Origin of the sequence: Roseomonas aeriglobus (assembly GCA_016937575.1) — a bacterium.
Taxonomy (GTDB): Bacteria; Pseudomonadota; Alphaproteobacteria; order Sphingomonadales; family Sphingomonadaceae; genus Sphingomonas; species Sphingomonas aerigloba.
In genome coordinates, this window is record JAFHKN010000005.1 from 106,662 (window position 1) to 131,114 (window position 24,453).

22 protein-coding genes and 1 riboswitch are annotated in these 24,453 nt (G+C 64.2%); of the genes, 15 read left to right on the plus strand and 7 right to left on the minus strand.

From position 1 onward, the window contains the following. Positions 1 to 12: 12 nt before the first annotated feature. From JW805_19735 to JW805_19760, 6 genes are all read right to left on the minus strand, one after another. Complete coding sequence (locus tag JW805_19735) at positions 13 to 942, minus strand: cobalamin-binding protein (protein MBN2974232.1); 930 nt, start codon at positions 940 to 942, stop codon at positions 13 to 15. Between the two features lies 1 nt (position 943). Next, on the minus strand, positions 944 to 1,498 hold the full coding sequence (locus tag JW805_19740) for a hypothetical protein (GenBank protein MBN2974233.1): 555 nt from the start codon (positions 1,496 to 1,498) through the stop codon (positions 944 to 946). Between the two features lie 11 nt (positions 1,499 to 1,509). Beyond that, positions 1,510 to 3,441, minus strand: a complete 1,932-nt coding sequence (locus JW805_19745) for a TonB-dependent receptor (protein ID MBN2974234.1) — start codon at positions 3,439 to 3,441, stop codon at positions 1,510 to 1,512. 175 nt (positions 3,442 to 3,616) lie between these two features. Beyond that, a riboswitch (cobalamin riboswitch) is annotated at positions 3,617 to 3,820 on the minus strand. An 856-nt stretch (positions 3,821 to 4,676) separates the two neighbouring features. Next, positions 4,677 to 4,982, minus strand: coding sequence for a hypothetical protein (locus JW805_19750; GenBank protein ID MBN2974235.1), 306 nt, complete (start codon positions 4,980 to 4,982; stop codon positions 4,677 to 4,679). 175 nt (positions 4,983 to 5,157) lie between these two features. Then, positions 5,158 to 5,766 (minus strand): hypothetical protein, encoded by a 609-nt coding sequence (locus tag JW805_19755; GenBank protein ID MBN2974236.1) that lies wholly within the window; start codon positions 5,764 to 5,766, stop codon positions 5,158 to 5,160. Further along, a complete protein-coding gene (locus JW805_19760) occupies positions 5,763 to 6,743 on the minus strand; it encodes a hypothetical protein (GenBank protein ID MBN2974237.1) in 981 nt (326 codons plus the stop codon). The genes JW805_19755 and JW805_19760 overlap by 4 nt, the downstream gene beginning before the upstream one ends. A gap of 492 nt (positions 6,744 to 7,235) precedes the next feature. Here JW805_19760 and JW805_19765 point away from each other — a divergent pair, with 492 nt between their 5' ends. Further along, positions 7,236 to 7,808, plus strand: a complete 573-nt coding sequence (locus JW805_19765) for a recombinase family protein (protein MBN2974238.1) — start codon at positions 7,236 to 7,238, stop codon at positions 7,806 to 7,808. 478 nt (positions 7,809 to 8,286) lie between these two features. Then, on the plus strand, positions 8,287 to 9,300 hold the full coding sequence (locus JW805_19770) for an aspartyl protease family protein (protein ID MBN2974239.1): 1,014 nt from the start codon (positions 8,287 to 8,289) through the stop codon (positions 9,298 to 9,300). Here JW805_19770 and JW805_19775 read toward each other — a convergent pair. After that, on the minus strand, positions 9,294 to 9,710 hold the full coding sequence (locus JW805_19775; protein MBN2974240.1) for a helix-turn-helix domain-containing protein: 417 nt from the start codon (positions 9,708 to 9,710) through the stop codon (positions 9,294 to 9,296). The genes JW805_19770 and JW805_19775 overlap by 7 nt on opposite strands. A 78-nt stretch (positions 9,711 to 9,788) precedes the next feature. On the opposite strand from JW805_19775, the gene JW805_19780 reads away from it, so the two are divergent. The 13 genes from JW805_19780 (at position 9,789) to JW805_19840 (ending at position 24,433) form a co-directional block, all read left to right on the plus strand. After that, the gene (locus JW805_19780) at positions 9,789 to 10,415 is read left to right on the plus strand and encodes a cation transporter (GenBank protein ID MBN2974241.1); all 627 of its coding nucleotides are present in this window, start codon (positions 9,789 to 9,791) and stop codon (positions 10,413 to 10,415) included. Next, a complete protein-coding gene (locus tag JW805_19785) occupies positions 10,415 to 12,382 on the plus strand; it encodes a cytochrome c/FTR1 family iron permease (protein MBN2974242.1) in 1,968 nt (655 codons plus the stop codon). Before JW805_19780 ends, JW805_19785 begins: the two co-directional genes overlap by 1 nt. A 73-nt stretch (positions 12,383 to 12,455) precedes the next feature. After that, positions 12,456 to 12,752 carry a hypothetical protein gene (locus tag JW805_19790; protein ID MBN2974243.1) on the plus strand — a complete coding sequence of 99 codons (297 nt, stop codon included), beginning with the start codon at positions 12,456 to 12,458 and terminating at the stop codon, positions 12,750 to 12,752. Between the two features lie 60 nt (positions 12,753 to 12,812). Further along, positions 12,813 to 14,090, plus strand: coding sequence for a TolC family protein (locus JW805_19795; GenBank protein MBN2974244.1), 1,278 nt, complete (start codon positions 12,813 to 12,815; stop codon positions 14,088 to 14,090). Further along, entirely contained in the window at positions 14,090 to 15,268 is a 1,179-nt protein-coding gene (locus JW805_19800) for an efflux RND transporter periplasmic adaptor subunit (protein ID MBN2974245.1), read from the plus strand. The genes JW805_19795 and JW805_19800 overlap by 1 nt, the downstream gene beginning before the upstream one ends. A 3-nt stretch (positions 15,269 to 15,271) precedes the next feature. Then, positions 15,272 to 18,517, plus strand: a complete 3,246-nt coding sequence (locus tag JW805_19805; protein MBN2974246.1) for a CusA/CzcA family heavy metal efflux RND transporter — start codon at positions 15,272 to 15,274, stop codon at positions 18,515 to 18,517. A 53-nt stretch (positions 18,518 to 18,570) separates the two neighbouring features. Continuing rightward, positions 18,571 to 19,059 (plus strand): SRPBCC domain-containing protein, encoded by a 489-nt coding sequence (locus tag JW805_19810; GenBank protein ID MBN2974247.1) that lies wholly within the window; start codon positions 18,571 to 18,573, stop codon positions 19,057 to 19,059. Positions 19,060 to 19,076: 17 nt separating this feature from the next. Further along, positions 19,077 to 19,433, plus strand: coding sequence for a hypothetical protein (locus JW805_19815; protein MBN2974248.1), 357 nt, complete (start codon positions 19,077 to 19,079; stop codon positions 19,431 to 19,433). Positions 19,434 to 19,504: 71 nt separating this feature from the next. Further along, positions 19,505 to 19,894, plus strand: coding sequence for a hypothetical protein (locus tag JW805_19820; GenBank protein MBN2974249.1), 390 nt, complete (start codon positions 19,505 to 19,507; stop codon positions 19,892 to 19,894). A gap of 3 nt (positions 19,895 to 19,897) precedes the next feature. Next, positions 19,898 to 20,584 carry a transporter gene (locus tag JW805_19825; protein ID MBN2974250.1) on the plus strand — a complete coding sequence of 229 codons (687 nt, stop codon included), beginning with the start codon at positions 19,898 to 19,900 and terminating at the stop codon, positions 20,582 to 20,584. Beyond that, complete coding sequence (locus tag JW805_19830) at positions 20,581 to 21,189, plus strand: cation transporter (GenBank protein MBN2974251.1); 609 nt, start codon at positions 20,581 to 20,583, stop codon at positions 21,187 to 21,189. The genes JW805_19825 and JW805_19830 overlap by 4 nt, the downstream gene beginning before the upstream one ends. Further along, entirely contained in the window at positions 21,186 to 23,687 is a 2,502-nt protein-coding gene (locus JW805_19835; GenBank protein MBN2974252.1) for a heavy metal translocating P-type ATPase, read from the plus strand. Before JW805_19830 ends, JW805_19835 begins: the two co-directional genes overlap by 4 nt. Continuing rightward, entirely contained in the window at positions 23,684 to 24,433 is a 750-nt protein-coding gene (locus JW805_19840; protein MBN2974253.1) for an HAD-IIB family hydrolase, read from the plus strand. The genes JW805_19835 and JW805_19840 overlap by 4 nt, the downstream gene beginning before the upstream one ends. The last annotated feature ends 20 nt before the right edge of the window (positions 24,434 to 24,453 follow it).

Genomic DNA, 24,453 nt, shown 5'->3' on the forward strand with positions numbered 1-24,453 from the left:
CGAAAAACATCGTCAAACCCCATCGATGGAGATCCAATCCCGTCCCATCTCCAATGCCTGTGTTGGCGTCGCCCCAACCAACTGCGCGATCAGTTCAGCCGATTCGACGAGTCGTGGGCCAGGACGATTGAAAAGATGGTGGCCATCAACGGCAAAGACCTTCCCTTTGCGAACCGCGGTAAGGTCTTTCCAACCGAAGTGGTCGACGAGCGACCCCAGATCGGCGAGCGTTTGTGGCAACAGATATCCGCAGGGCATCGCAACGATCAGATCGGGATCGGCGGCAATCAAGTCGTCCCAATTCAGCCACGAGGAATGTTCTCCGGCTCGCGCGAACAATGGGTGACCGCCGGCCGCCTCGATTAGTTCGGGTACCCAGTTTCCTGCAGCCATCAGCGGATCGATCCATTCGATCGCGGCGACACGCGGGCGATCCATCCTCTCCGCGCTACTTCGGGATAGCCCTGACATCCGCTCCTTCAAGTCACCGACGACCGATGATGCACGCTCGGGAATTCCCGCCGCTTCGGCGACCTTAGCGAAATCGCTCCATACATCTTCCAATGTATCGGGTGCCAGCGACAGCAGCGTCGGGGCGGTTCCGATCCAGTCGCCGAGTGCTTCTTCCAGATCGGCAGGGGTGACCGCGCAGACCGCGCATTGCGATTGGGTCAAGATGAGGTCGGGCCGCAAGTCCCGCAGAAGCGCGGTATCGACTTCGTATACCGACAGTCCTTGCCTCACGATTTCCTGGATCCGGTCGTCGATCTGCCGCGACGTCAGTCCTTTCTCGAGTCTGGTCGACGTGACGACCGGCAATGCCTTTACGAAAAGCGGATAATCGCATTCGTGCGAGCGACCGACGAGGCTCTCTCCCAATCCGAGTGCGACGGCGATTTCGGTCGCGCTCGGCAGGAGGGACACGATGCGCGGCTGCGCCATGTCAGGCGAACCGTATTCGCGGAGAAGGTCCGAATAGCGTGGGAGCGGCTCTGGCGAGGAGCCAGGACGCCAACAACAGTCCTGCGAACCATAATGCATCGTTCGCGAAGATCTGTCCCACGATCGCCATCGTGAAAGTCTCTGTCCCGCCTACCACCAAAGCAAACCCGAATAGCGCAGCCTCGTAAACAGCGAAGCCGATCAGAAAGGCGCCAAATGTCCGGAGGGTGCTCAGCTCGTTTTGTTCTCCCATGATGATGGCACCGGCGAGCATGGCGAGAATAGATGCGATGCCCAGCGCACCGCCCCAGGCGAACGCATATCCCGTGTGCGGGTAGCCGAGGACGGTGAACCCCAGCAACTGGTTGGTCGCCCAGATCGCGAGGATCGTCGTTAACGCGAGCGAGCGGCGCATGGTCGCGGCGGTCACGATCGTAACAGCCACGAACGGCATCATGCAGGCGGCAACCAGCGATCCGCCCACCGTCGCCAAGGCAAGTGTGACAGGCCATGCGAACCTCGCAATGTCGGACTTTGCTATCATTTCATCCGTCATCGAAATTCTCCTTAGAAACGCGCGCGCGCGCCAATGGCGAACGAGCGTCCGGGCGTCGCGAAACTGAAGACATCCTCGTAATCGGCGGCCGTCAAATTCTCGACTCGGCCGAACAGCTCGACATTATCCATCACCCTCACGTCGGCGTTGACGTTCAGCAGAAAGTAGTCGTCCAGTTGCACGCGAACCGGCACGAACGAGGGATCGATGAAAGCGCTGTCGATCGTCTCTCCATTGTAGCGCGCAACGAGCGTGACCCCTCCGGCATCCTTGGGAGCGCGCCAGTCGACAGCCAGGCTGGCGGTATGGGAGGGCCGCCGCACTTCGCGCGCGCCATCCTCGTGGGAACGCAGATAGGTGTAGGCTCCATTGACGCGCCAAGCTTCCGCGAAGCGCGCCTCGCCGAACACTTCGACGCCGTTTCTCTTGGATACGGTATCGCGATTGCCAGGGCTGGCGACGAAGTTCGGGGGCGGAAAAGAAGTGAAGATCTCTTCGTCCAGTTCGCTCTCGAAATAGGTGACCCCGATTGAAGCGCGCTCACCGAACAGCGACTGGTCGATCCCGATCTCCCATCCGCTCGACTTCTCGGGCCTGAGGTCGGGATTGCCGATGAAACGGCCGTCCACGAACCCATATAGTTCGTAGAACGAGGGGTTCTTCACCCCCGATCCGACGGCCCCGCGCACTCGCGTAGCCGCAGCGATCCGATAGCTCGCCTGAAGCCTGTACGTGGTTGTATCGGCGAACTGGTCGTTCCAGTCCCTGCGGATGGATGCGGACGCGCTCGCTCGGTCTCCGAGATCGATCGCATACTGGCCGACGAGACCGACATTGTCGATCTGTCGGCGACCGGTGAATGCGAAGCCGGTCGGATCGGTGTTACGGAAGCGTTCGCGTTCGACATCGAGAGCCGCCGTGACCCGGTGGGTCAGACCGCCAGCCTCGATACGCAACGTCGTATCGTAGGACCCTTTCAACCTCTGGCCCTCGCTGCCATAGCTGCGTCCAGTCGAAGCGAAACCGTCGCGCCGGGTATCCGCGATCTGGGCCGAAAACGCTTGGGTCCAGCGATCGTCGAGCAAGTCTAGCTCGCCCCTGATGAGCACATAGATAGCCTCGTTCTCGAAGCGGTTGCCGGGGCTATCGACCTGGAATCCGAAGGTCGGACTTCCCGGATCGGAATCGCTGTCGTTGAATTCGGCATTGGTGCGCGCGTAGCGTAATACACCAGTGAGGCGTGCATTGGTTGATGGCGCGAACGTCGTCTTCAGCGAGACCGCACCACTGTCGTTCGCAAGATCGCGCGTGCCGTTCCGGGCGCCTGGCGTGCCATCGGTGGTATTGAGTGTGGCGGACAGCGCGTAGTCGAGATCGCCACTATATCCAGCGATCCGGGCAGCACCGTTCACCATGCCGAACGAACCGGCTTCGATCCGCGCGACCGCCCCGGGCGCATCGCGGCCGTCGAGAGTGATGTACTGGATGACGCCGCCGATCGCGTCCGACCCGTAGATCGCGCTCTGCTGTCCGCGCAGCACCTCGATCCGCGAAGCCTCGTCGGCGATAAGCGTTCCGAAATCGAACTCGCCGGCATAGGGATCCGACACCTCGATCCCGTCAACGAGGACGAGCGTATGGTTGGCTTCAGCACCGCGCAACCGAAGCTGTGTCTGACCGGGAACCCGTCCGACCGCGACCCCTGGGACGTCGCGGAGCACGTCGGACACCTCGCGGACTTGCCTCCGGTCGAGGATTTGCTCGTCGAGGACGGTGACCGATCCGCCGATCCGGTCGAGCGGCATGGGATCGGTGGCGCGGTTCCCGGTGACGACGATCGAGGTGTTGGATGTCTCTGGATCGGCAGCGGGATCGATGGTCTGAGCGAGCGATGGAGCCGGCAGAAGCACGGAAGACAGAAGCGACAGGTGAATGTATTTCATGAGAACGAATTTCCGGGGCGCCGGGCGACTTGGCCGGAGCGTCCGCACGAGTGCGGTCGACGAGACTGCTAGGGACGGACGCGTGCATCCCCCGGCAGTCCTGCCGATGCGGCTCCAACCGCTACTCGTCGCCCGGACGAAATTCGTTTCGCGCCTGGCCAATCCCATGAGCCCGGCAAGAGCGACACGCGCCGGTCGGTCTCCTGGCTCACGGGTTGTCGCACGAAACATACCTTCCCAGACGACAATTGCCGCCCAGTGGTTGTGGAGCCAACCCCACCCATGTTACGCGCTCGCCGCTTACAGTTGCAGGGACAGCCGCAGAATTGGCCTATCGAGACCTCACTGCGTTCCCGTTACCGGCACGCTTTATCGACATTTGATTCTGCCGACGCTCGTCTCATAGACTTTGGTCGAATGAGCGGCAAGCGCGCAGTTCCAGAGCAACGCAGCAAGACGATGGTCGCCGTTTTAGGGGGTAGGTGAACTTAATCCATCGTATCTGTTTAGGTCACCAACTGAAACGCCCAGATGTTGATCCGTCGACCTTTGGATTGGCACCAGCTTTCGCTTTCGTCTGAGATCGATTCTCAACCCTTTCTTAAATATCGCGAATGGTGTCGGAAGCCGTACGGCAGCATTTTAGTTTCTAATGCGCAAGCCGGACAGATCGCATACGGTCCAACTTCGTCGCCGGTTCAATGTCCTCTATATTGAATGCGCGGCCTAAAAGCCGACCGGCGCACACCCACCCTCCAATCGGTCATTCCGGTGCCGCCACCCGCATCCCGAAACTGGCCATTGCCGACAACGGTTTCGACCGGACGCTTACCATGGCCCGCCGGCAAGGTCGTCAGAAAGGAAGGCTTTTGCGAACAGCGGGTGGCGCATAGAGCGGGCACAGATATACGTTTACGACTGAACCAGTCGAAGCGCGCTGGCCGCGACCGTCCCGAATGGGATCAATGGTCGGGATAGGATTCTCTTCATGCCCCAGCCGGTATAAAGGAACCGCCCCGATCGTAGCGGCTGCGTCGTTATCCCGCCTACCCAACCCGTGGGCTCGACCTTCGGCCCAGCCGGGCCCGCCTCAACGTGGCCCGTCGACTGCGATGACCGCGGCGTCGTCTAGCTGGAACCGGCCAAAGTCGTCGTCGCCCCATAACGAACGCTCCAGCCGGCCGACAAGCCGGATCGGCTTCCCGGTCGGCATTGACCCATAAGGCAGCGAGTATTCATGGTTTTGCGTCGAGGGAGCCGATCATAGGCAGGAATACGGCACAACCCGTTTCCTTGCAGGAAAGATCAAGCACCAGGTTCTTCCCCGATCCGTCGTTCCGCCCAGCAAACGTCCACAGAAGGCTGCGGCGCTCGGGATAGTTCGGGTCGGCGACACGGTAGGAAGCTACGCCTGCGGGGCGGCCGTCGAGCGTGAGCTGATCCGCTTTGTAGTTGGTCCCGGAGCTCGCGATCGGCAGCGCCGATCCTCGGCCTGTCACTGTGAACATGCCTTCGTAGCCCGGCCCGCGCAGCAGGAACACCGGATCGTCTACCGGGTCCTTTCCCGCCTTCAGAGTCGCATCTGATGGAATGGCGACCGTGCAGCACGAAGGGATCCCGACCGACTTCCAGCCGGCCGGGACCTCGGGTTGCGGTGCGTTCGGCGAGCAGGACACTAGCAGCAATCCCGCTACCGACCACACCGCGACCCTCATATCACCGCACTCCGTAGGCGTTGCGAAGCGCTGTCGTCTCCGTCGAGCACGGGGTGCGACGCACCACGCCCGCCGGCTGACTATAGTGCATGACGCACGCCGTGTTGTTGGCTTCACCGAAGCCCAAAGCATGGCCGAGCTCATGCGTCATGGTCGACTCATAATCAAACGAGCCGGAAGGAGGGCTCGACCGAGTAGACGGGCAATGGAACCGCCCACCCGACTCATCGCCATAATACCAGAGGTAATCGGCCTTCACGATCACGTCTGCCTGGGTGATGGTCGATCCGCTGGTCCACAGGTTGGTCGACGCGAGGGCGGTCGAGTTGGTGGGATAGCCGTCCTCCACGGTCACGATCTGAGCCGTGGTCTCGGTCCCTCGCGTGGTGGTCAGGTTATTCGCCGCGTCCCACTGATAGTAGAAGCGCGACCCTTGAGCGTTCCAGTTGCTGACCGCTCGCCCGAGGGCAGGGTCGCAGCCCGCCGGCATGGCGATGTGCAGGTACACCGACTTGGTAGTGGTCGGCCAGCGCGGGCCGATCGTCTGCGCCGATGCGGAGCCCGAGCTGATGATGGCGGCCAAGGCCGCGATGAGCGTGATCTTCTTCACTGTACCGTCTCCTGCGCCGGCGCGGCGTCATCCGCGGTGTTCCGAGCCCGCGCGACCGGCGCGAGCGTTGCCTTGAGTTGCGAGAGCGTCGTGGGGGACACCTCGCCCGTGTCGACCGGCGTCAGCGTGTCGCCCTGGACGAGGTACGTTGGCCCGAGCTGGACATAGTTCCTGGCCGCACCCCGTGCGGAAGCAGCAGGATTTCCAGCTCCCTCGGTGGCAAGCTGGCCATAAAGCCCCGCGGACAGCATCACGAGGTAGCTCTGACCATCGACGGCCTGAAGCTCGCTCGTTACCCGCAGCGTCTGACCATTCTCATCCTCGCCCGAGCGCTGACGAAGTGCGATCGGCCGATTGGGAGCACGGCCGAGGATCGAGTCGGTGATCTCAAGGAGCACCGTCGAACGGAAACCGTCGCCCAGCCGCTCGTTCCGTACTTCGACAACCCGGGCGACCGCGACAACGTCGGACAGCAACGCGTAGTCCGTCACACTCGCTGTCCCACGCGTATAGGCTGCGGCCGCCTGAAGCGGGTTGAGCCCGGCATCCGCGAGGCGACGCACCCGTGCCGGCTTGAAGTCGAGCGACTGGAGAAGCTGGATCGAGTCAGTCTCGAAGCTCTCCGCCAGCGCCGACTGGTTCGCGGCCGAGATTTGTGCACGCGGGTTAGGACGAGGGATGTTGAGCGCACGGTAGAGACGACGCAGCTCCTGCTGGTCCCCACCGGCACCACGGCGACCGAGAGCGGTTTCACGGCGGGCTTGCCGCTCACGCTTGCGATCGAGAAAACCGGCAACGGCTTGATCATCGGTTCGGTTCTGGCGGGCGTTGACCACAGCCGGGTCAGCCTGAGGAACGGCCTCGTCCTGTGTGGCGGGCGGTGTGCTCGTTTCTTGGGCGGCCACGCCGGACGTGAGCAGCGACAGAGCCGCCACGCCGCAGGCGAGAGCGCCCGACGGGATTAAGCGATTACGCATACATCCTCCTGGTTCGTTACATTCATCATCCCCGCTGGAGCTGGAGCGACCCGTTCCCCTGCGAAGCCCGACTCACCATGAGTACGGAACAAAGGGTGAACGATTTAGAATCCTACATTGCAAGCCTTTTTTGCCCGGACACTCGGATTGTTAAGGACGGTTGTTCAACAAACGGCCGGGGCTGTTGAAAAATGCGCCGCTGGTGGCTGGGTCCGGTTGGGGGCGGAATGACACCCCAACGCGTAGCGATCCCGTCTCGCATGGGATCCTTTTCGGGAAAGGCGGCGGCGCCAGGCGTCACCGCCGACGGTCCGTGTCGCAGGTAAGGAAAACGGAGATTTGCCTGCCCATCGCCATGCGAGTCCGCTCGCGTTGCCAAACCGGCCTGTTCGACGTAAATCTACCCGGTAAAGAAAACTAGGGCAACATAGACCTGCCGATGACGACTTTCTTCCCAAACCGCGCCCGATCGGGGCGCCACCGGCCCTACGCATGAAAATCGGTTACGCCCGCGTATCGACCGCCGAGCAGAACCTGGACCTCCAGCGTGATGCGCTGAAGGCTGCCGGCTGCGAGAAGGTCATCACCGACAAGGCCTCCGGGGCGACTGCCGCTCGCCCTGGATTGGAAAAGGTGAAGGAGCTGCTTCGCGCCGGCGACACACTGGTGGTCTGGCGCCTCGACAGGCTCGGCCGCTCGCTCCGTGATCTGATCGGATGGATGACCTACCTCGACGAGGAAAAGGTCGGGCTGCTGAGCCTGCACGAGGCGATCGACACGACCACCACGTCGGGCAAGCTTACCTTCCACCTGTTCGGGGCATTGGCGGAGTTCGAGCGCAACCTGATCCGCGAGCGGACCCAGGCCGGTCTCACCGCAGCCCGCGCTCGCGGCAAGAAGGGTGGCCGGCCGGCCGCACTCGGCAAGGACAAGCGCGACCTGGCCGTCAGGCTCTACCACGAGAACACGATGCCGATCGCCAAGATTTGCTCGATGCTCGGCATCTCCAAGCCAACACTCTACGCCTATGTGCGATCGGCCGAGACCAAGCCGGTAGCCGCGTAGCGACGCTCGCCGACAAATAGCGCGATCAGAATGCCGCCACTTAGCGCGAGCGTTTACACCGTTCGCGGTCCCGATCGGCCCAGCGTCCCCCGGAACCGTTCGTTATCGGGAAGGCATCTAAGCGGTCTGCACCATCCTTCATCTAAAGTTCTCCAAGCGCTTCTGAGGATTTTCGGGCGCACCAAAAGCACTTGCTCCTCCAGTGGCTGGAGCATGTAACCGCAATTTGCTCTCCTGCGGACGGGGGGCTGGAGGTGGCTTTTTGACGGCCCGTGTTGAAGCAATCGGTATGTCTCGACGCTCATTAGTGGCGCGGCTGGTGGCCTGTGGAACCGGCTTGGTGCTCGGTTCTCCAACGCTCGCGCGACAGACTTCCCGGTCTGCGGGCTCGTGGAACTTCGGTGCGGCTCACCTCGAATGGGAGCCGCTGGAAGTCGGCACGGGTGATACCCTCCTTGTTTCGGCACAAGTGCGCGGAGTGCCGGTGCGGGCGGTGCTCGACAGTGGCAGCGGCGCGTCGATCATGAGCACGGCGCTCGCGGCGAAGCTCGGCTTGAACGATGGTGAGCGGCGCATGATTAGCGGGCTGAGCGCCAAGGCCCCGGTGCTGCTGGTCCGCGACATCGACGTACAGCTCGCCCGCGAAACCCGTCGCTTACCCTTTGCCGTCGTTGGTGATCTGAGTTCAGTGTCGGCGGCCTTCGGACGACCGATCGATATCCTCCTCGGTGCCGATATGTTCACGGGTAGCTGCATCGCGCTCGATTTCGCGAAAAGGCGTATGGCGGTCGTCAAGTCAGGCACGTTTCTCGCCGGTCCCGACTGGCGCGCTGTCGCGCTCGGGCGCGGTGCCAAGCAGGAGCTGTTCATTCGAGCTTCCGTCTCGGGTTTGCCTCCCGTGCCCTTGATGATCGATCTTGGCAGCTCGGCCGCGCTGATGCTCTCGTCGGCCTATGCCCGCGATCAAGGGCTGTTGAACGGGAAGCTCGTCTCGACCGCGGCGATCGGCGGCGTCGATGGTGTGCGTATCAACGATGCTTTCACGATCCAGAACATCAACATCGAAGGGCTTGGCGTCTCGAACGTCCCCACACTCGGGATGAGAGCTTGGCTCTCCACCAGCACGGTTGGCAATGTCGGCCTACCGCTGATCGCTCAATTCGACGTGGTGTTCGACGTGACCGCCGGATTCGTGTGGCTCCGGCCACTCGGTCCTCGTCGTCGCCTGCCGATGCTGAAGGACCGTAGCGGCCTTGGCCTCGCAGCCTCACCAACGGCGCTCACCGTTGTTCATGTGGCGGCGAACAGTCCCGCGGAAAAGGCTGGCTGGGCGGTCGGCGACCGGATCGTGGCGGTGAACGGCCATTCGATCGATGCGAACTATACGCGTGGGGAGCTCTGGCAAGTGCGCTCCCGGCCTGCTGGCACCCTCGTAAAGCTGACGATGGCCTCGGGTGATGTGCGCGAGCTCAGGCTGGCCGATTATTATTGATCGGCTTGAGGGTGGCCTTTGCCGATCGCCTTCATGATCCGACAATCGGCCATGCGCGCCTTGGTGCAGCTCTGGCTGAGCATTGCCAACTCATCCCGCAACACCGCGAGTTGCGCCAGTCTCTCCTCCACATCCTTGAGGTGCTGAGCAGCGATAGCTGAGGCGGCACCACAATCCTGGTCCGGGTTCTGCGCCAGCCCCATCAACGAACGGATCTCGTCGACGGAGAAGCCAAGCCGGCGACCGTTGCGGATGAAGTGCAAACGCTCAATGTCACTGGCATCGTAGGTTCTGCGACCCGACGCCGTGCGAGGGGCGGATCGGAGCAACCCGATCGACTCATAAAAGCGGATCGTCGTCACCTTCGTCGAGGTCTCGCTGGCGAGCTGCCCAATCATCACCGGCTTCATCATGCCATCCTTGCTTATGCGAACGTGTCGCACATTTCGCTTGCTTCTACAGCGACTGGAGGTGGTAAGGAAGGCCGCATGAATGCTTCTACCGAAAGCTGCGGGTGCCACGGGGAGCCCGCGCGCGCGCAAACCGATCCGGCCTATCGCCGTGCGCTGCTGACCGTCGTGGTGCTCAACCTCGGCTTCGGAGTCGCCGAGCTGTTCGGCGGGTTCATCGCCGATAGCCAAGCGCTGAAAGCGGATTCCCTCGATTTTCTCGGGGACGGGTCGATCAGCCTTATCGGTCTTCTCGCGCTTGCCTGGTCCGCACGGGCGAGGGCAAAGGTCGCGCTGACGCAGGGGTTGTTTCTCGGTGCGCTTGGCGTGGGCGTAATCGGTTTCGCGATTTGGCGCGCCCTGAACGCAACCGCGCCCGATGCCGAACTGATGGGCACAATCGGCGTTGTCGCGCTCGCGATCAATGTCGTGTCCGCCTTGGTGCTTGCGCGTTTCCGGGAAGGGGACGCCAATGTTCGCGCGATCTGGCTGTTCAGCCGCAACGACGCGCTCGCCAACGTGGCGGTGATCGCCGCGGCCGGTCTGGTGGCGTGGACAGGAAGCGCCTGGCCGGACCTCGCCGTCGCCGGCCTCATCGCCCTCCTGTTCCTCCACTCCGCTTATGAAATCGTCACTGGCGCTCGGCGCGAATTGGGAGAGCGGTAGTGCGTCTGCTCGCGTTGATCCGGGCAATGCTCTCGTTGCGGCTGCTCTCCGCGCTCGCGGCGCTGCTGATCCCTGCTGCGGCAATCGCCGAACCCGGCGACGTGCAAACCGCATGGCGGCTGCTCGACTATATGGCCGTCGATTATGGCGGCGCGGTCGCCAACGGTCGGATCAAGAGCACGTCGGAATATGCCGAGATGACGGAGTTCGCCGCGTCGGTCTCGACACGGCTTCAGGGCCTGCCGGCGAAGCCGGAGCGTCAAGCCCTCATCCAGCGGGCTGCCAACCTCCAGGCGGTGATCGCGGAAAAGGGACCGACTGAACAGGTGGCAACATTGGCGCACGGGCTCGCGGCCGATCTGTTGCGCGCCTACCCGGTGCCGCTCGCGCCCGATAAGGCTCCGAACCTCGTCTCCAGCGATGCCCTGTTCCGACAATCCTGCGCGTCCTGCCACGGGATGACGGGCAACGGCCGTGGCCCTGACGCCGCCAAGCTCGCTACGCCCCCGATTGCTTTCACCGATGCCGAGCGCGCGCGCCAGCGCAGCGTGTTCGCGCTCTATCAGGTGGTGACGCAAGGCATCGACGGGACCGCGATGCAGAGCTTCGCCGATCTGCCCAACGATCAGCGCTGGGCGTTAGCATTCCGAGCCGGGAGCTTCGCCTTCACGGATGCGCAGGCGCGCGAAGGCGAGCGGCTTTGGAAATCCGACCCGACCCTTCGCCGGCGCATTCCGGACCTGAAAACCCTGGTCGCGCTCACCCCGGCCGCGCTCGGCGCGGCGATCGGCGACGCCAAGGCTGACCCAGTGCTCGCGTTCCTGCGTCGTCATCCCGAACAGGTGATACAACAGGCTCCCGGCTCGCTCGCGGTCGCCCGCGCCAAACTCGCCGAAAGCGTGGCGGCTGCGCGGCGCGGCGATGCGCGCATGGCGAAAGAGCTGGCGCTGTCGGCCTATCTCGATGGGTTCGAGCCGATCGAGCCAACACTCACCGCGCGCGACGCGACGCTGATGGGTCGAATCGAGGGCGCGATGGGGGAGTTCCGCGCCTCGATCGACCGGGGCGCGTCGCCCGATGATCTCGCGGAGAAGGTCGCAGTACTGGGCGGCCTTTTCGACGATGCGGAAGCGGCGCTCGCGCCTGATGCCGCCACCGAAGCGTCCACGTTCCTGGGCGCGTTCACGATCCTGCTGCGTGAAGGGCTCGAAGCCCTGCTCATCGTTGTCGCCATGATCGCGTTCCTGCGTAAAGCCGAGCGCGGCGAGGCGCTGCGGTACGTGCATGGCGGCTGGGTCAGCGCGATCATCGCGGGCGGGATCACCTGGGCGGTCGCCACCTATGCGATCGGGATCAGCGGTGCGAGCCGGGAGCTGACGGAAGGGTTTGGCTCGCTGTTCGCCGCGGTCGTGCTGCTCTCGGTCGGGATTTGGATGCACGGCAAGGCGCAGGCCGATCAGTGGCAGCGCTATATTCGCGAGAAGATGTCGCGGGCGCTCTCGGGCGGGTCGGGCTGGTTCCTGTTCGGGCTGGCGTTCGTCGTAGTTTATCGCGAGGTCTTCGAGACGATCCTGTTCTATGCCGCGCTTTCGGCGCAAGGTGACAACGGGATGCTTCTCGCGGGGGCCGGGTCGGCGATTGGACTGCTCAGCCTGATCGCTTGGGCCATGCTTCGCTACAGTCGCAAGCTGCCGATCGCGCAGTTCTTCCGCTATAGCTCCTGGCTCATGGCGGTCCTGACCGTCGTGCTGGCGGGTAAAGGCGTCGCCGCGCTCCAGGAAGCCGGCCTTATCAACATCGCACCGCTCGCGGACGTGCCACGGCTGTCGATGCTCGGCGTGTTTCCCACTTGGCAATCGGTGCTGGCGCAACTCCTGATGGCGGTCGCCATTGCGGTCGGGTTCGCCTGGAACGGGCGCGACCGATCCCGCTCGGGTTCCGGCTCAGTGACCCTTGGTTCGAATTAGTGCAATGACATGAAAACCCTTCCGTGATAGAGGCAAGCTAGTGCGAGCCTTTTTGCCTTTCCTGACATGCCTGATGCTGGTCCTGACCAGCTTCTCCGGCATGGCCCATGCCGCCGATCTGGCGGGGGGAAGCATCGCGGGCGTTGAGTTCACGGTCCATACCGCCGGTGACATCGATCAGGTGCCATCGGACTCGGACAAGAATGTCCCGCATCATCACAATTATTGTCACGGACACGACGTCGGCGCGCCTGCGCGCACGACGATGGAATATACCCCCGTCCTCACAGTGCCCAAGCCGACAATCTCCGCCTCTGCGTCGCTCGACGGCCGCACCGGCATGGTCCATTTGAGGCCCCCCCAAGCCTGACGTCCGATTTGGGCGTGCGTTGGCGCGCCCCTGTCGATCATCGTCAGGAGTCCTATTTTCATGAATCGTATCCTCGCGGCCATGCTGGCCGCAGCGTCTTGCGCCACGATGGCGCAGGCGCAGGTCGGACCGTCCGCGCCTGTTGCGCAGGATGCGCCGGTCTACACGCTTGACCAAGCGGTCAGTGCAGCGGGCGGTTCGGCCCCTGCTGCGGAAGCGGCGACAGCTGGAATCGACGCGGCCCGTGCAGGTCGCACAGTCGCCGGCTTGCGGCCCAATCCGGTGGTTCAAGGCCAAGTCGAGAATGTCATCGGCTCCGGGCCGTATCGGGGGGTCCGCAGCGCGGAAACCACGGTCGGCTTTGCGATCCCGATCGAGCTAGGCGGCAAGCGCGGCGCCCGCGTCGCGGTCGCCAATGCGCAATTGTCCCGGGCCGAGATCCAGGTCGCGATCATCGCGGCGGATGTCCGGCTTCAGGTAACGCAGCTCTATGTCGAAGCGGTCGCGGCCGATCGCCGGGTAATGACAGCCCGCGATCAGGCCCGGATCGCCAGCGATGCGCTGCGGGCCGCGAGCGTTCGCGTGCAGGCAGGGCGGGCATCGCCACTCGAGCAACAGCGCGCGGATGTCGCGCGTATCAATGCCGACGCCAATGTGGAGCGGCAGCTTCGCTTGGCCGAGGCGGCCCGCGCCAATCTGGCGCGTCGGATCGGACGGCCGATCGACGGCCTGCTCGATGACACGCTGCTCGATCGCCTTCCCGGTGTGAACGTCTATGGGCCGTTGGCACCGGTCAACACGACCGGCACACTCGCGCTGGCGGCAGCCAACGCGGATTTCTCCATTGCCGAAGCCGGCGTGCGGCTCGCGCGCGCCAATCGCGTGCCTGACCTGAACGTCGGGCCGTCGATCCGCCGCCTGGAAGCGACCAACGACATGGCGGCGGTGTTCAGCGTGTCGATCCCGATCCCGGTGTTCAACAATGGTCGCGCCGCGATTGCGCAGGCGACCGCGCAGCGGACCCAGGCGGATGCGCAGCGCCGCGTGACCGCGCTCGACATCGAACAGGCGATCACGGACGCGCAGGCGCAGGCGGCCAATGCCGCAACGACGGCTCGTGCGGCGTCGGGGCCGGCGCTGGCGGCTGCACAGGAGGCCGCCCGCATCGCGCGGATCGGCTATCGCGAGGGCAAGTTCGGCCAGCTCGAATTGCTCGATGCTGAACGCACGCTCGCCGAAACGCGGGTCGCCGCGATCGACGCGCTTGCCAATTACCAGAATGCCCGCGCGCAAGTGGAGCGACTGACCGCTCGTGCGCCCAATGGGGGGAATCAGTGATGAAGAGCTTTTATCTCGCGGGCGCGGCGTCGCTCGCCCTGCTCTTGGCTGCCTGCGGCGGCAAGGATGGCGGAAACGAGGCAACTGCCGAAGGCGCAGCTGCCAATGAGACGGCAGCGGGCACGGAAAAGGGCGGTGCTGAAGGCGGTCATGCCGGTGAAGGCGTCGTCACATTGGGTGCCGACCAGATCGCCACAGCGGGCGTCCAGGTCGGACGGCCGATCATCGGCGGGGCCGGGACGATCGAGCTGCCCGCGATCATCGAGGGCGACCCACAGGGAACGCAGGTCGTCTCGGCCGCAATTGCGGGACGCGTGGTCGCGCTCACCCGTAACCTCGGCCAATCGGTCGGACGCGGCCAGACCATTGCGGTCATCGAAAGCCGCGAGGCGGCGCAGATCAAGGGCGAGGTCGAGGCGGCGCGGGCGCGGCTTCAGCTCGCTAATTCGAACCTCGCGCGCGAACAGCGGCTGTTCGCGCAGAGAGTCTCCCCTGAACAGGATCTGATCGCCGCCCGCACAGCGGCGACGGAGGCGCGGATCGCCCTGACGCAGGCGCAGAGCATGGTTTCGGCGGCGGGTGTCGGCGGCGGCGGGCTCAACCGGCTCGGCATTGCCGCGCCGATCTCGGGCCAGATCATTGCGCGCCCCGTGACGCTGGGACAAACGGTCGCGGCGGATGCCGAACTCTATCGCATCGCCAACCTGAGCCAGGTGTCGATCGCGCTTAATCTCAAGCCCGAGGATGCGGGCCGGGTGCGTCCCGGCAATACGGTGCTGGTGAAGGCGGCAGGCCGTCAGGCGACCGCCCGCGTGACCTTCGTGTCGCCGGCGCTTGATCCGCAGACGCGGCTCGTGCCTGCGCTCGCCACCCTCGACAATCGCGGTGGCGAATGGCGGGTCGGCGAGCCTGTGACGGCAGCCGTGCAGCTCACGGGCAGCGGCGGGAGCGGGGCGGTCCGCGTGCCGACGACGGCGGTCCAGAGTTTCGAGGGCAAGTCGGTCGTGTTCGTGCGCACGCCCACCGGCTTCAAGGCGACCCCGGTCCAGCTCGGCGATGCGTCGGGCGACACGGTGATCGTCCGGTCGGGCCTGACCGGCAACGAACAGATCGCCACCACCGGAAGTTTCACGCTCAAGGCCGAGATCGGCAAGGGCGAAGCGAGCCACGAGGATTAAGCCATGATCGCCCGTATCGTAACCTGGGCGGTCGAGAAGCGCTGGCTAGTCCTGCTCCTCACCGTCATCGTCGCCGCCATCGGCGCCTTTTCCCTCTACCGGCTACCGATCGACGCGGTGCCGGACATCACCAACAATCAGGTCCAGATCAACGTCCGCGCGCCTGCCCTCTCGCCCGAGCTGGTCGAGAAGCAGGTGTCGTTTCCAATCGAAACCGCGCTCGCCGGCACCCCCGGCCTGGAATATACGCGCTCGTTGAGCCGCAACGGCTTCGCGCAGATCACGGCGGTCTTTTCGGACGCGACGGACATCTATTTCGCCCGCCAGCAGGTGGGCGAGCGTCTGCGGGGCGTGCAAGAGAATCTGCCCGACGGCGTGAACCCTGAAATGGGTCCGATCGCGACAGGCCTGGGCGAGGTGTACATGTACACCGTTCGTCTCGATCATCGCGAGGACGACAAGCACAAGCCCGGTGAACCGGGCCAACAGCCCGATGGCAGCTACATCACGCCAGAGGGCGAGCGACTGACGACCGAAGAGGACAAGGCGACCTACCTGCGCACCGCGCAGGACTGGATCGTGACGCCGCTTCTGAAGACCACACCGGGCCTCGCCGGTGTCGACTCGATTGGCGGTTACGCCAAGCAGTTCCTCGTCGTGCCCGACGTGCAGAAGCTGGCCTCGCTCGGCATCACGCTGACGGACCTGGGAAATGCGCTGGAGCGCAATAACACCAGCGTCGGCGGTGGCTTCGTCAATCGCAATGGCGAAGGTCTGGCTGTTCGCTCGGATGCGCTCGTTCGCAATGCCAGCGAGTTGGCCAGGACCGTGATCGCGACACGTAACGGCGTGCCGATCACGGTCGAACAAGTTGCGACTGTGAAGACGGGTCAGGCGATCCGCATGGGTTCGGCATCGGAGAACGGTACCGAAGTCGTCGTCGGCACGGCGATCATGCGGATCGGCGAGAACAGCCGCATCGTGTCGACCGCGGTCGCTGAGAAACTGAAGACGATCAACGCTTCGCTGCCTCCTGACGTCGTAATTCAGCCGGTGCTGAACCGCACCGAGCTGGTCAATTCGACGATCAAGACGGTCGCGAAAAACCTGTCCGAAGGCGCGGTGCTGGTCATCGTCGTGCTCTTCCTGCTGCTCGGCAACTTCCGTGCGGCCCTGATCGCGGCGTTGGTCATCCCGATCACCATGATGCTGACAGGCTTTGGTATGCTGCGCGCTGGGGTCTCGGCCAATCTGATGAGCCTTGGGGCTTTGGACTTCGGTCTGATCGTCGACGGCGCCGTCATCATTGTCGAAAACGCGCTGCGCCGGCTTGCCGAGCAACAGCATCATGAAGGCCGATTGCTCAGCGTCAAGGAACGGCTCGCGACCGTGGCAGCCGCTGCGCGTGAGATGATCCGTCCCTCTGTGTACGGGCAGGCAATCATCATCCTCGTCTACGTACCGCTGCTCACGCTGACCGGCGTGGAGGGTAAAACGTTCGGACCGATGGCGCTGACCGTCATCATCGCGCTCGCCTTCGCCTTCATCCTCTCTCTCACCTTCGTGCCGGCGATGATTGCGATCTGGCTGTCGAAGAAGGTCGAGGAGAAGGACGGCCGCATCATCACGTGGCTGAAGAAGCGCTACGAACCCGGTCTCGACCGGGCCATGAAGCGCCCGACGCTGACGATCGGTGCGGGTGTGGGAAGCCTTGTGGTGGCGGCGCTTGCTTTCACTACGCTCGGCTCGGTGTTCCTGCCGCAGCTCGACGAAGGCGATTTGCTGATCCAGTCGCTCCGCATTCCGGCAACGTCGGTCCAGCAGAGCCAGGCGATGCAGGTGCCGATCGAGCGGATGATGTCGAAGCAGCCGGAGGTGCAATTCGTCTATTCCAAGACGGGCACCGCCGAGCTGGCGGCCGACCCGATGCCGCCGAACGCGACCGACATGTTCGTCATCCTGAAGCCGCGCAAGGATTGGCCGGATCCTGAGCTTCCCAAGGAGGAGCTGGTCAGCCGGATCGAGGGTAATCTCGCGAAGATTCCGGGAAATGCCTACGAGATCACCCAGCCCATCCAGATGCGCTTCAACGAGCTGATCGCCGGCGTGCGCGGCGACATCGCGGTGAAGGTGTTCGGGGACGACTTCAACCAGATGAACCGGACGGCCGAGCAAATCGCGGCGGTGCTGCGCAGAACGCAAGGCGCAGCGGACGTGAAGGTGGAGCAGACGACCGGTCTTCCCATGCTCGACATTCGCGTCAACCGCGACGCGATGGCGCGGTTGGGCGTTACGGCTCAGGATGTGCAGGACACCGTGACTGCGACGATCGGCGGGCGAACATCGGGCCAGATCTTCGAGGGCGACCGTCGCTTCCCCGTGGTGATCCGCCTGTCGGAGGCGCAGCGTGCCGACATCGGCCTACTCCAACAGGTGCAGGTGCCGGTGGCAGGCGGCGGCTATGTACCGCTGTCCAGCGTCGCCGAGATCAAGGTGGTCGATGGTCCGAACCAGATCAGCCGCGAGAACGGCAAGCGGCGCGTGGTGGTGCAAGCCAACGTGCGTGGCCGCGACGTCGGATCCGTCGTGGCGGATGCGCAGGCGGCGATCGGCAGCCAACTCCGGCTGCCTGCCGGCACCTATCTCGAATGGGGCGGCCAGTTCGAGAACCTCCAATCGGCAAGCGAACGGCTGAAGCTGGTCATTCCGGCTTGCTTCATCTTGATCCTGCTGCTCCTCTACGGGGCGTTGGGATCGGTCCGCGACGCCGCCATCGTGTTCACCGGCGTGCCTTTCGCGCTGGTGGGCGGCGTCCTGTTGCTGTTCCTGCGGGGCATGGACTTCTCGATCTCGGCGGCAGTGGGCTTCATCGCCCTCTCGGGCATCGCGGTCCTCAACGGCCTCGTCATGGTCAGCTCGATCCAAGATCTGATCCGATCAGGGATGAGCCGCGAGGAAGCCGCGCATGTTGGCGCGATGCAGCGTCTGCGACCCGTCATCATGACCGCGCTAGTCGCCAGCCTCGGCTTCGTGCCGATGGCGCTGGGCGAAGGCGCCGGCGCAGAGGTTCAAAAGCCTTTGGCGACGGTCGTCATCGGCGGTCTGATCTCGGCGACGCTTCTTACGCTGTTCGTGCTGCCGACACTCTATGCCCGGTTCGGGCAGAAAGTGATCGAGAAACCCGAGCACTACAATGAGGAGCATGAAGGGGACGACCACGGTCAGACCTTCGTGAACAACTTGGCCTGATGGATGGGCGGGGCGATCCGCGATCGCCCCGCCCATCTCTGGGAGATGGGGATATGCCTCGCACCATAACCAGCTCGATGCTTCACGGCGGGCCACTGCGCATCTGGTCGGCACTCACCGATCCGGATCATCGCCGGGCGTGGAGTCCGCTCGTATTTCTCGATGATCCGTCCCGGCTCGGCGACACAGAATGCACCTTTGCGATCCAGGGCATCACCCGGCCAATTCGGACGCCAGCACGGATTGATCGATTCGATAAACCGCACGCCTTCGCTTGGTCCTGCGGCATCCCCTATCTGTTCACGCTCGAAGAGCGGTACGAGCTGGCGGGGGACGATGGCGGCACCAGGCTAACGCATAGCTGCACGCTGCGCGGGGCGCTCTCCCTGCCGTTCGCGGCGATGATGTTGCGCCGCCTGCGATCCCTGATGGTCGAATCTGACGATCGCCTCGCAACCTATCTCCGCTGGCGGGTAGGTCAGCCTGCCCGGGCTATCAATCGTCAGCGCGTCCCCTTCCGCTACAGGAGGAAGGCGCGATGATGATGCACTGTAAGCGGGTGCTGCCCGCCGTCATCCTCGTTGTCGGGCTCGCGGCGTGCTCGGAAAGAAAGCCGCCAGCCCCGCCAACGGAGCAGCAGATCCATTCGTCCGACAGCGCCGTGGCGACCGGGGAAATGGGGCGGCATAGATATCGCTGTTCCGACGGGGAACCGCTGTTCGTCGATTACAAGGACAACGGCCTGCAGATCGATTTGCGGCGCTCCAACGGGGGACCGCCGATGATGCTGACCGCGCCAGCGCAGGGCCTGCAATATGTCGGCGAAACAGCCACCGCGACCTTCAAGGGGTCGCAGCTCACCATCGTGGAAGGCGATGGCCGTACCCGGATCTGCGAGCGGGAAGGCACGCGATGAACTGCCCTGCCTTCGAACGCCACAGGGCGCTTCGTCGGAAGAGACCGATGTCTGACACGTCGATTTCAAATGTGACAACCTTGTGCGGCCTGAATCGGGCCGGTCTGGCGATCGCGCGCCTCGGCGTCGTTCTCGTCTCCGGGGCGGTTATAGGGGCGTGTAATCCAGCGCCGACCCAGCCTACCGAGCCGGCGCATGAAAAGCATCTGACGTCGAAACTAATCGCGCAGCGCATCATGTACTGCGACGACGGCACACGCGCCGATGTCGACTTCATCGATGACGGCTTGAAAATGGCCGTCACCTGGCTGCCGAAGGGCAGGACCGAGATCCTGCGCGCGCAGCGAACCGGTGACGAGTTTCGCGGCGACCATTCGCGGGCTGTCGTGGCGGGCGGATCGATCGCGTTCACGCGACGCGGGAAGATCCGCGTCTGCCACCGAACCCCGGAGGAGTCCTAGGAAATGCAGGCACTGCTCTATACGCTTGCGCCTGTGCTGGCGGTCGTGCTCGGCGCGATTGTCGCGAGCCGCACCAAGTTGAAACCTGGCCTCGTGGCGGGCCTACAGCATCTCGCTGCCGGCGTCGTGTTCGCGGCGGCAGCGACCGAAATCCTGCCGCAGGTCAAGCATGAGGCATCGCCCAGCGCGACGTTGATCGGCGGGGCGGCGGGCGTCGCGACCATGCTGGGGCTCAAGGCTCTTGAGGCCCGCTTCAAGGGGCCGATGGCGCTACTCGCCGCGATCGGCATCGACATTCTGGTCGACGGCCTGGTGCTCGGCCTCGCTTTCGTGGCGGGCGAGAAGGCAGGTCTCCTGCTGACGATCGCGCTCACTCTGGAAGTGTTATTTCTGGGACTGACGCTGACCGACGAGCTGGCGGAAACCTATCGCTCGCGCTTGCGCATCATCGTGATCGTCTCGGCATTGGCCCTGCTGCTGCCGATCGGCGCGCTCGCTGCCGTGCCGGTCGCCGCGCTGTCGCCGGTGATGATCGCCGGCTTCCTCAGCTTCGGGCTGATGGCGCTGCTCTACCTCGTCACGGAGGAGTTGCTGGTCGAGGCGCACGAGAAACCCGACACCCCGCTCATCAGCTCGATGTTTTTCGTCGGCTTCCTGGCCCTGCTGACACTTGAGGAGATGATGGGATGATCCCGGGCAACGACAACAATGGCGGGCAGGAGCGCCGCACACTGTGGATCGTCCTGCTGCTGAACGCGGCGATCGCTGCGGGCTTCTTCGTTTCCGGCTTCTTCGCGGACTCGAGCGCGCTGATCGCCAACGGCGTCGACAACCTGTCCGATACGGCTGTGTATGCGCTGAGCCTTGTGGCGCTCACCCGGGGCCAGACATGGAAGACACGCGCCGCGGTCGCTTCGGGCGTCATGCTGCTGATCTTCGCGGGCGGCATCTTGATCGATGTCGGACGGCGCTACGTGCAGGGCAGCGAGCCCATCGGACCTACCATGATGGTCATGTCCGCGATCGCCGGCGTCGTGAATTACCTCTGCCTGCGGCTGCTCCAGCGCCTCAAGGATCCGGACGTCAATCTCCGGGCCGCAACCACCTTCAGCTTCAACGACTTCATTTCCAACGGCGGCATCCTGATCGCCGGCGTGCTGGTGCTGTGGTTGGGTACCAATTGGCCGGACCTGCTGGTCGGCTTCGCCACCGCCATCATCGCCATCAAGGGCGGTGTCGAAATCCTGCGCGACGCGCGCGCCGAAACCAAGAAAAGCGAAAGGAGGTCGTCATGAACGACAAGCTCGAACTCGACATTCCAGTGTTGTTGCCGAACCTTCCTGACGCGGCCGATGCCTGCCTGGACCGTCTCGTATCAACCCTGTCAAAGCGCGAAGGCGTGGAGCGGGCGCATGTGATCTGCCTCGACGGCGACACGCCGGCGGCGCTGTGCATCCATTTCGATGCTGCCAAGCTGCCGCTGCCGCGCGTGCGCGAGATGGTGCGCGCCGCGGGCGCCGAGATCACCGACCGCTACGGCCATGCAATCTGGCAGGTTACAGGTATCAATCACGAGCGTCGGGCACGCACCGTCAGCGATGCGCTGTGCGCCTTGCCCGGCGTGGTCCAGGCAAGCGCCAGCACCAGCGGCTCGGTTCGGGTCGAGTATGATCGACGCGAAACCACCGAAGAGGAGGTCCGCGCCGCACTTGGCAAGCTGAAGGTCGGTGTGGGCAAGCGGGTCGCGGCCGACGACCATGCCGGCCACGACCACGGGCCGGGGGGCCACGGCATGAGCGAGGAGAAGCACGGTCCCGGCGATGGCCACGACCATAGCCATGCCGAGTTTCTTGGCCCCAACACCGAGCTGATCTTCGCGCTCGCCTGCGGCGCGCTGCTGGGGATCGGCTATGCGATCGAGAGGCTAGTTGCCGGCGCACCGGAGTGGCTGCCGACCGCCTGCTACATCACAGCCTACTTTTTCGGCGGATTCTTCACGCTGCGCGAGGCGATCGATAACCTTCGGATGAAGAAGTTCGAGATCGACACGCTGATGTTGGTCGCTGCCGCCGGCGCCGCTGCGCTGGGCGCATGGGCCGAAGGCGCGCTGCTGCTGTTCCTGTTCAGCCTCGGCCATGCGCTTGAGCATTATGCAATGGGCCGCGCCAAGAAGGCGATCGAGGCGCTGGCGAAGCTCGCGCCCGAAACCGCGACCGTGCGACGCGGCGGGCAGACCAGCGAAATCCCGGTCGAGCAGATGGTCGTCGGGGACATTGCCATCGTCCGCCCGAACGAGCGCCTGCCTGCCGACGGCTTCGTCATCAAGGGCACCAGCGCGATCAACCAGGCCCCGGTCACGGGTGAAAGCATCCCGGTCGACAAGGTGCCGGTCGCAGATGCCGCAGCGGCACGCGCCAAGCCCGATGCAGTCGACGCGGAAAGCCGGGTTTTTGCTGGTACGATCAACGGCGGCGGCGCGATCGAGATCGAGGTGACACGCCGTTCCAATGAAAGCGCGCTTGCCAAGGTCGTGAAGATGGTGAGCGAAGCGGAGACGCAGAAGTCGCCGACGCAGCGCTTCACCGACCGGTTCGAACGGATCTTCGTGCCCGCCGTCCTGGTCCTGTCAGTGCTCCTGCTGTTCGCATGGGTGGTCGTCGACGAGCCGTTCCGCGACAGCTTCTATCGCGCGATGGCGGTGCTGGTGGCGGCAAGCCCGTGCGCGCTCGCGATCGCAACGCCGAGCGCGGTCCTGTCGGGCGTTGCCCGTGCAGCGCGGGGCGGCGTGCTCGTGAAGGGCGGTGCACCGCTCGAAAACCTCGGGTCGCTCAAAGCGATCGCTTTCGACAAGACGGGCACGCTGACCGAAGGTCGTCCGCGCATCACTGATGTCGTGCCCGTCGATGGCGCCGATGAAGGCGAGTTGCTGGCGCTGGCTGTCGCCGTCGAAGCGTTGAGCGACCATCCCCTGGCCCAAGCGATCGTCAAGGACGGCCGCGAACGTCTGAACGATCGTGCCGTGCCGACTGCCGGCGACCTCAAGAGCCTGACCGGTCGGGGCGTCACCGCGAGCGTGGATGGCGAGACGGTGTGGATCGGCAAGGCCGAGATGTTCGGAAGTGAGGGCATTCCGGCGCTGGGGCAGGGCGCGCAGGACGCAATCGCGAAGCTGCGCGAGAACGGCCGCACGACAATGGTGGTCCGCAAGGGGGACCGCGACCTGGGCGCGATCGGCCTGATGGACACGCCTCGCGAAGCTGCCAAGACCGCGTTGCGTCGGCTGCACGAGATGGGCGTGTCGCGGATGATAATGATCTCCGGCGATCACCAGAAAGTCGCCGAAGCGATCGCCGACGAAGTCGGGATCGACGAAGCGTGGGGCGACCTCATGCCCGAAGACAAGGTTGCCGCGATCAAGAAGCTCGCCGGCGAAGACAAGGTCGCGATGGTGGGCGACGGCGTGAACGATGCGCCGGCGATGGCAAGCGCCACGGTCGGCATCGCGATGGGCGCGGCGGGGTCGGACGTTGCGCTGGAGACAGCCGACGTGGCGCTGATGGCCGACGATCTGGCGCACCTGCCATTCGCAGTCGGTCTTAGCCGCCATACCCGTGGAATCATCCGGCAGAACGTCTTCGTCAGCCTGGGTGTCGTCGCCTTCCTGGTGCCTGCTACCATCCTCGGCCTCGGCATTGGGCCAGCGGTGGCGGTTCATGAGGGATCGACGCTGCTCGTCGTCATCAATGCGCTCAGGCTGCTCGCCTACCGCGATCCGGCAGGGAAGGCGGCATGAAGTGGCTGATCGCCTTCGACCTCGACGGCACGCTTGCCGAGAGCAAGCGGCCGTTATCGGAGGATATGGCCGCAATCCTCGCCCGATTGCTCGCCATCACGGATGTGGCGGTGATCTCGGGCGGGGACTGGTCGCAGTTCGAAAAGCAGATCGCCTCGCGCCTTCCTGCCGGCGTCGCGCTCGACCGTCTCTGGTTGATGCCGACCACAGGCACGAAACTCTATCGGTTCATCAATGGCGCTTGGCGCGCGGTCTATGCCGAACTGTTCGACGACGCGGAGAAGGCGAAGATCCGCACGGCCTTCGATCAGGCGCTGACCGATGCCGGTCTCGCCGACGAACGTATCTGGGGCGAACGGATCGAGGACCGGGGCAGCCAGATCACCTTTTCGGGCCTGGGGCAGGCAGCGCCGCTGAAGGAAAAGGAAGCGTGGGATCCTGACCGAAAGAAGAGGACCGCGTTGCAGGCCACGTTGCGCGCGAAGCTGCCGGAGCTCTCGATCAATCTCGGTGGCACGACATCGATCGACGTGACCAGAGCAGGGATCGACAAGGGCTATGGCCTGAAGCGCCTGAGTGCCGAGAGCGGTGTCCCGCTCGACGGGATGCTGTTCATTGGGGATGCGATATTCCCCGGTGGGAATGACTATCCCGCTGCTGAAATCGGCCTCGACACAGTGAGGGTGCGCGACGTCGCGGAAACCACCGCCGTCGTGACCGCCATCATCGCGTGTCTGCACCGATAGGATCAAGATACATGGTCGGC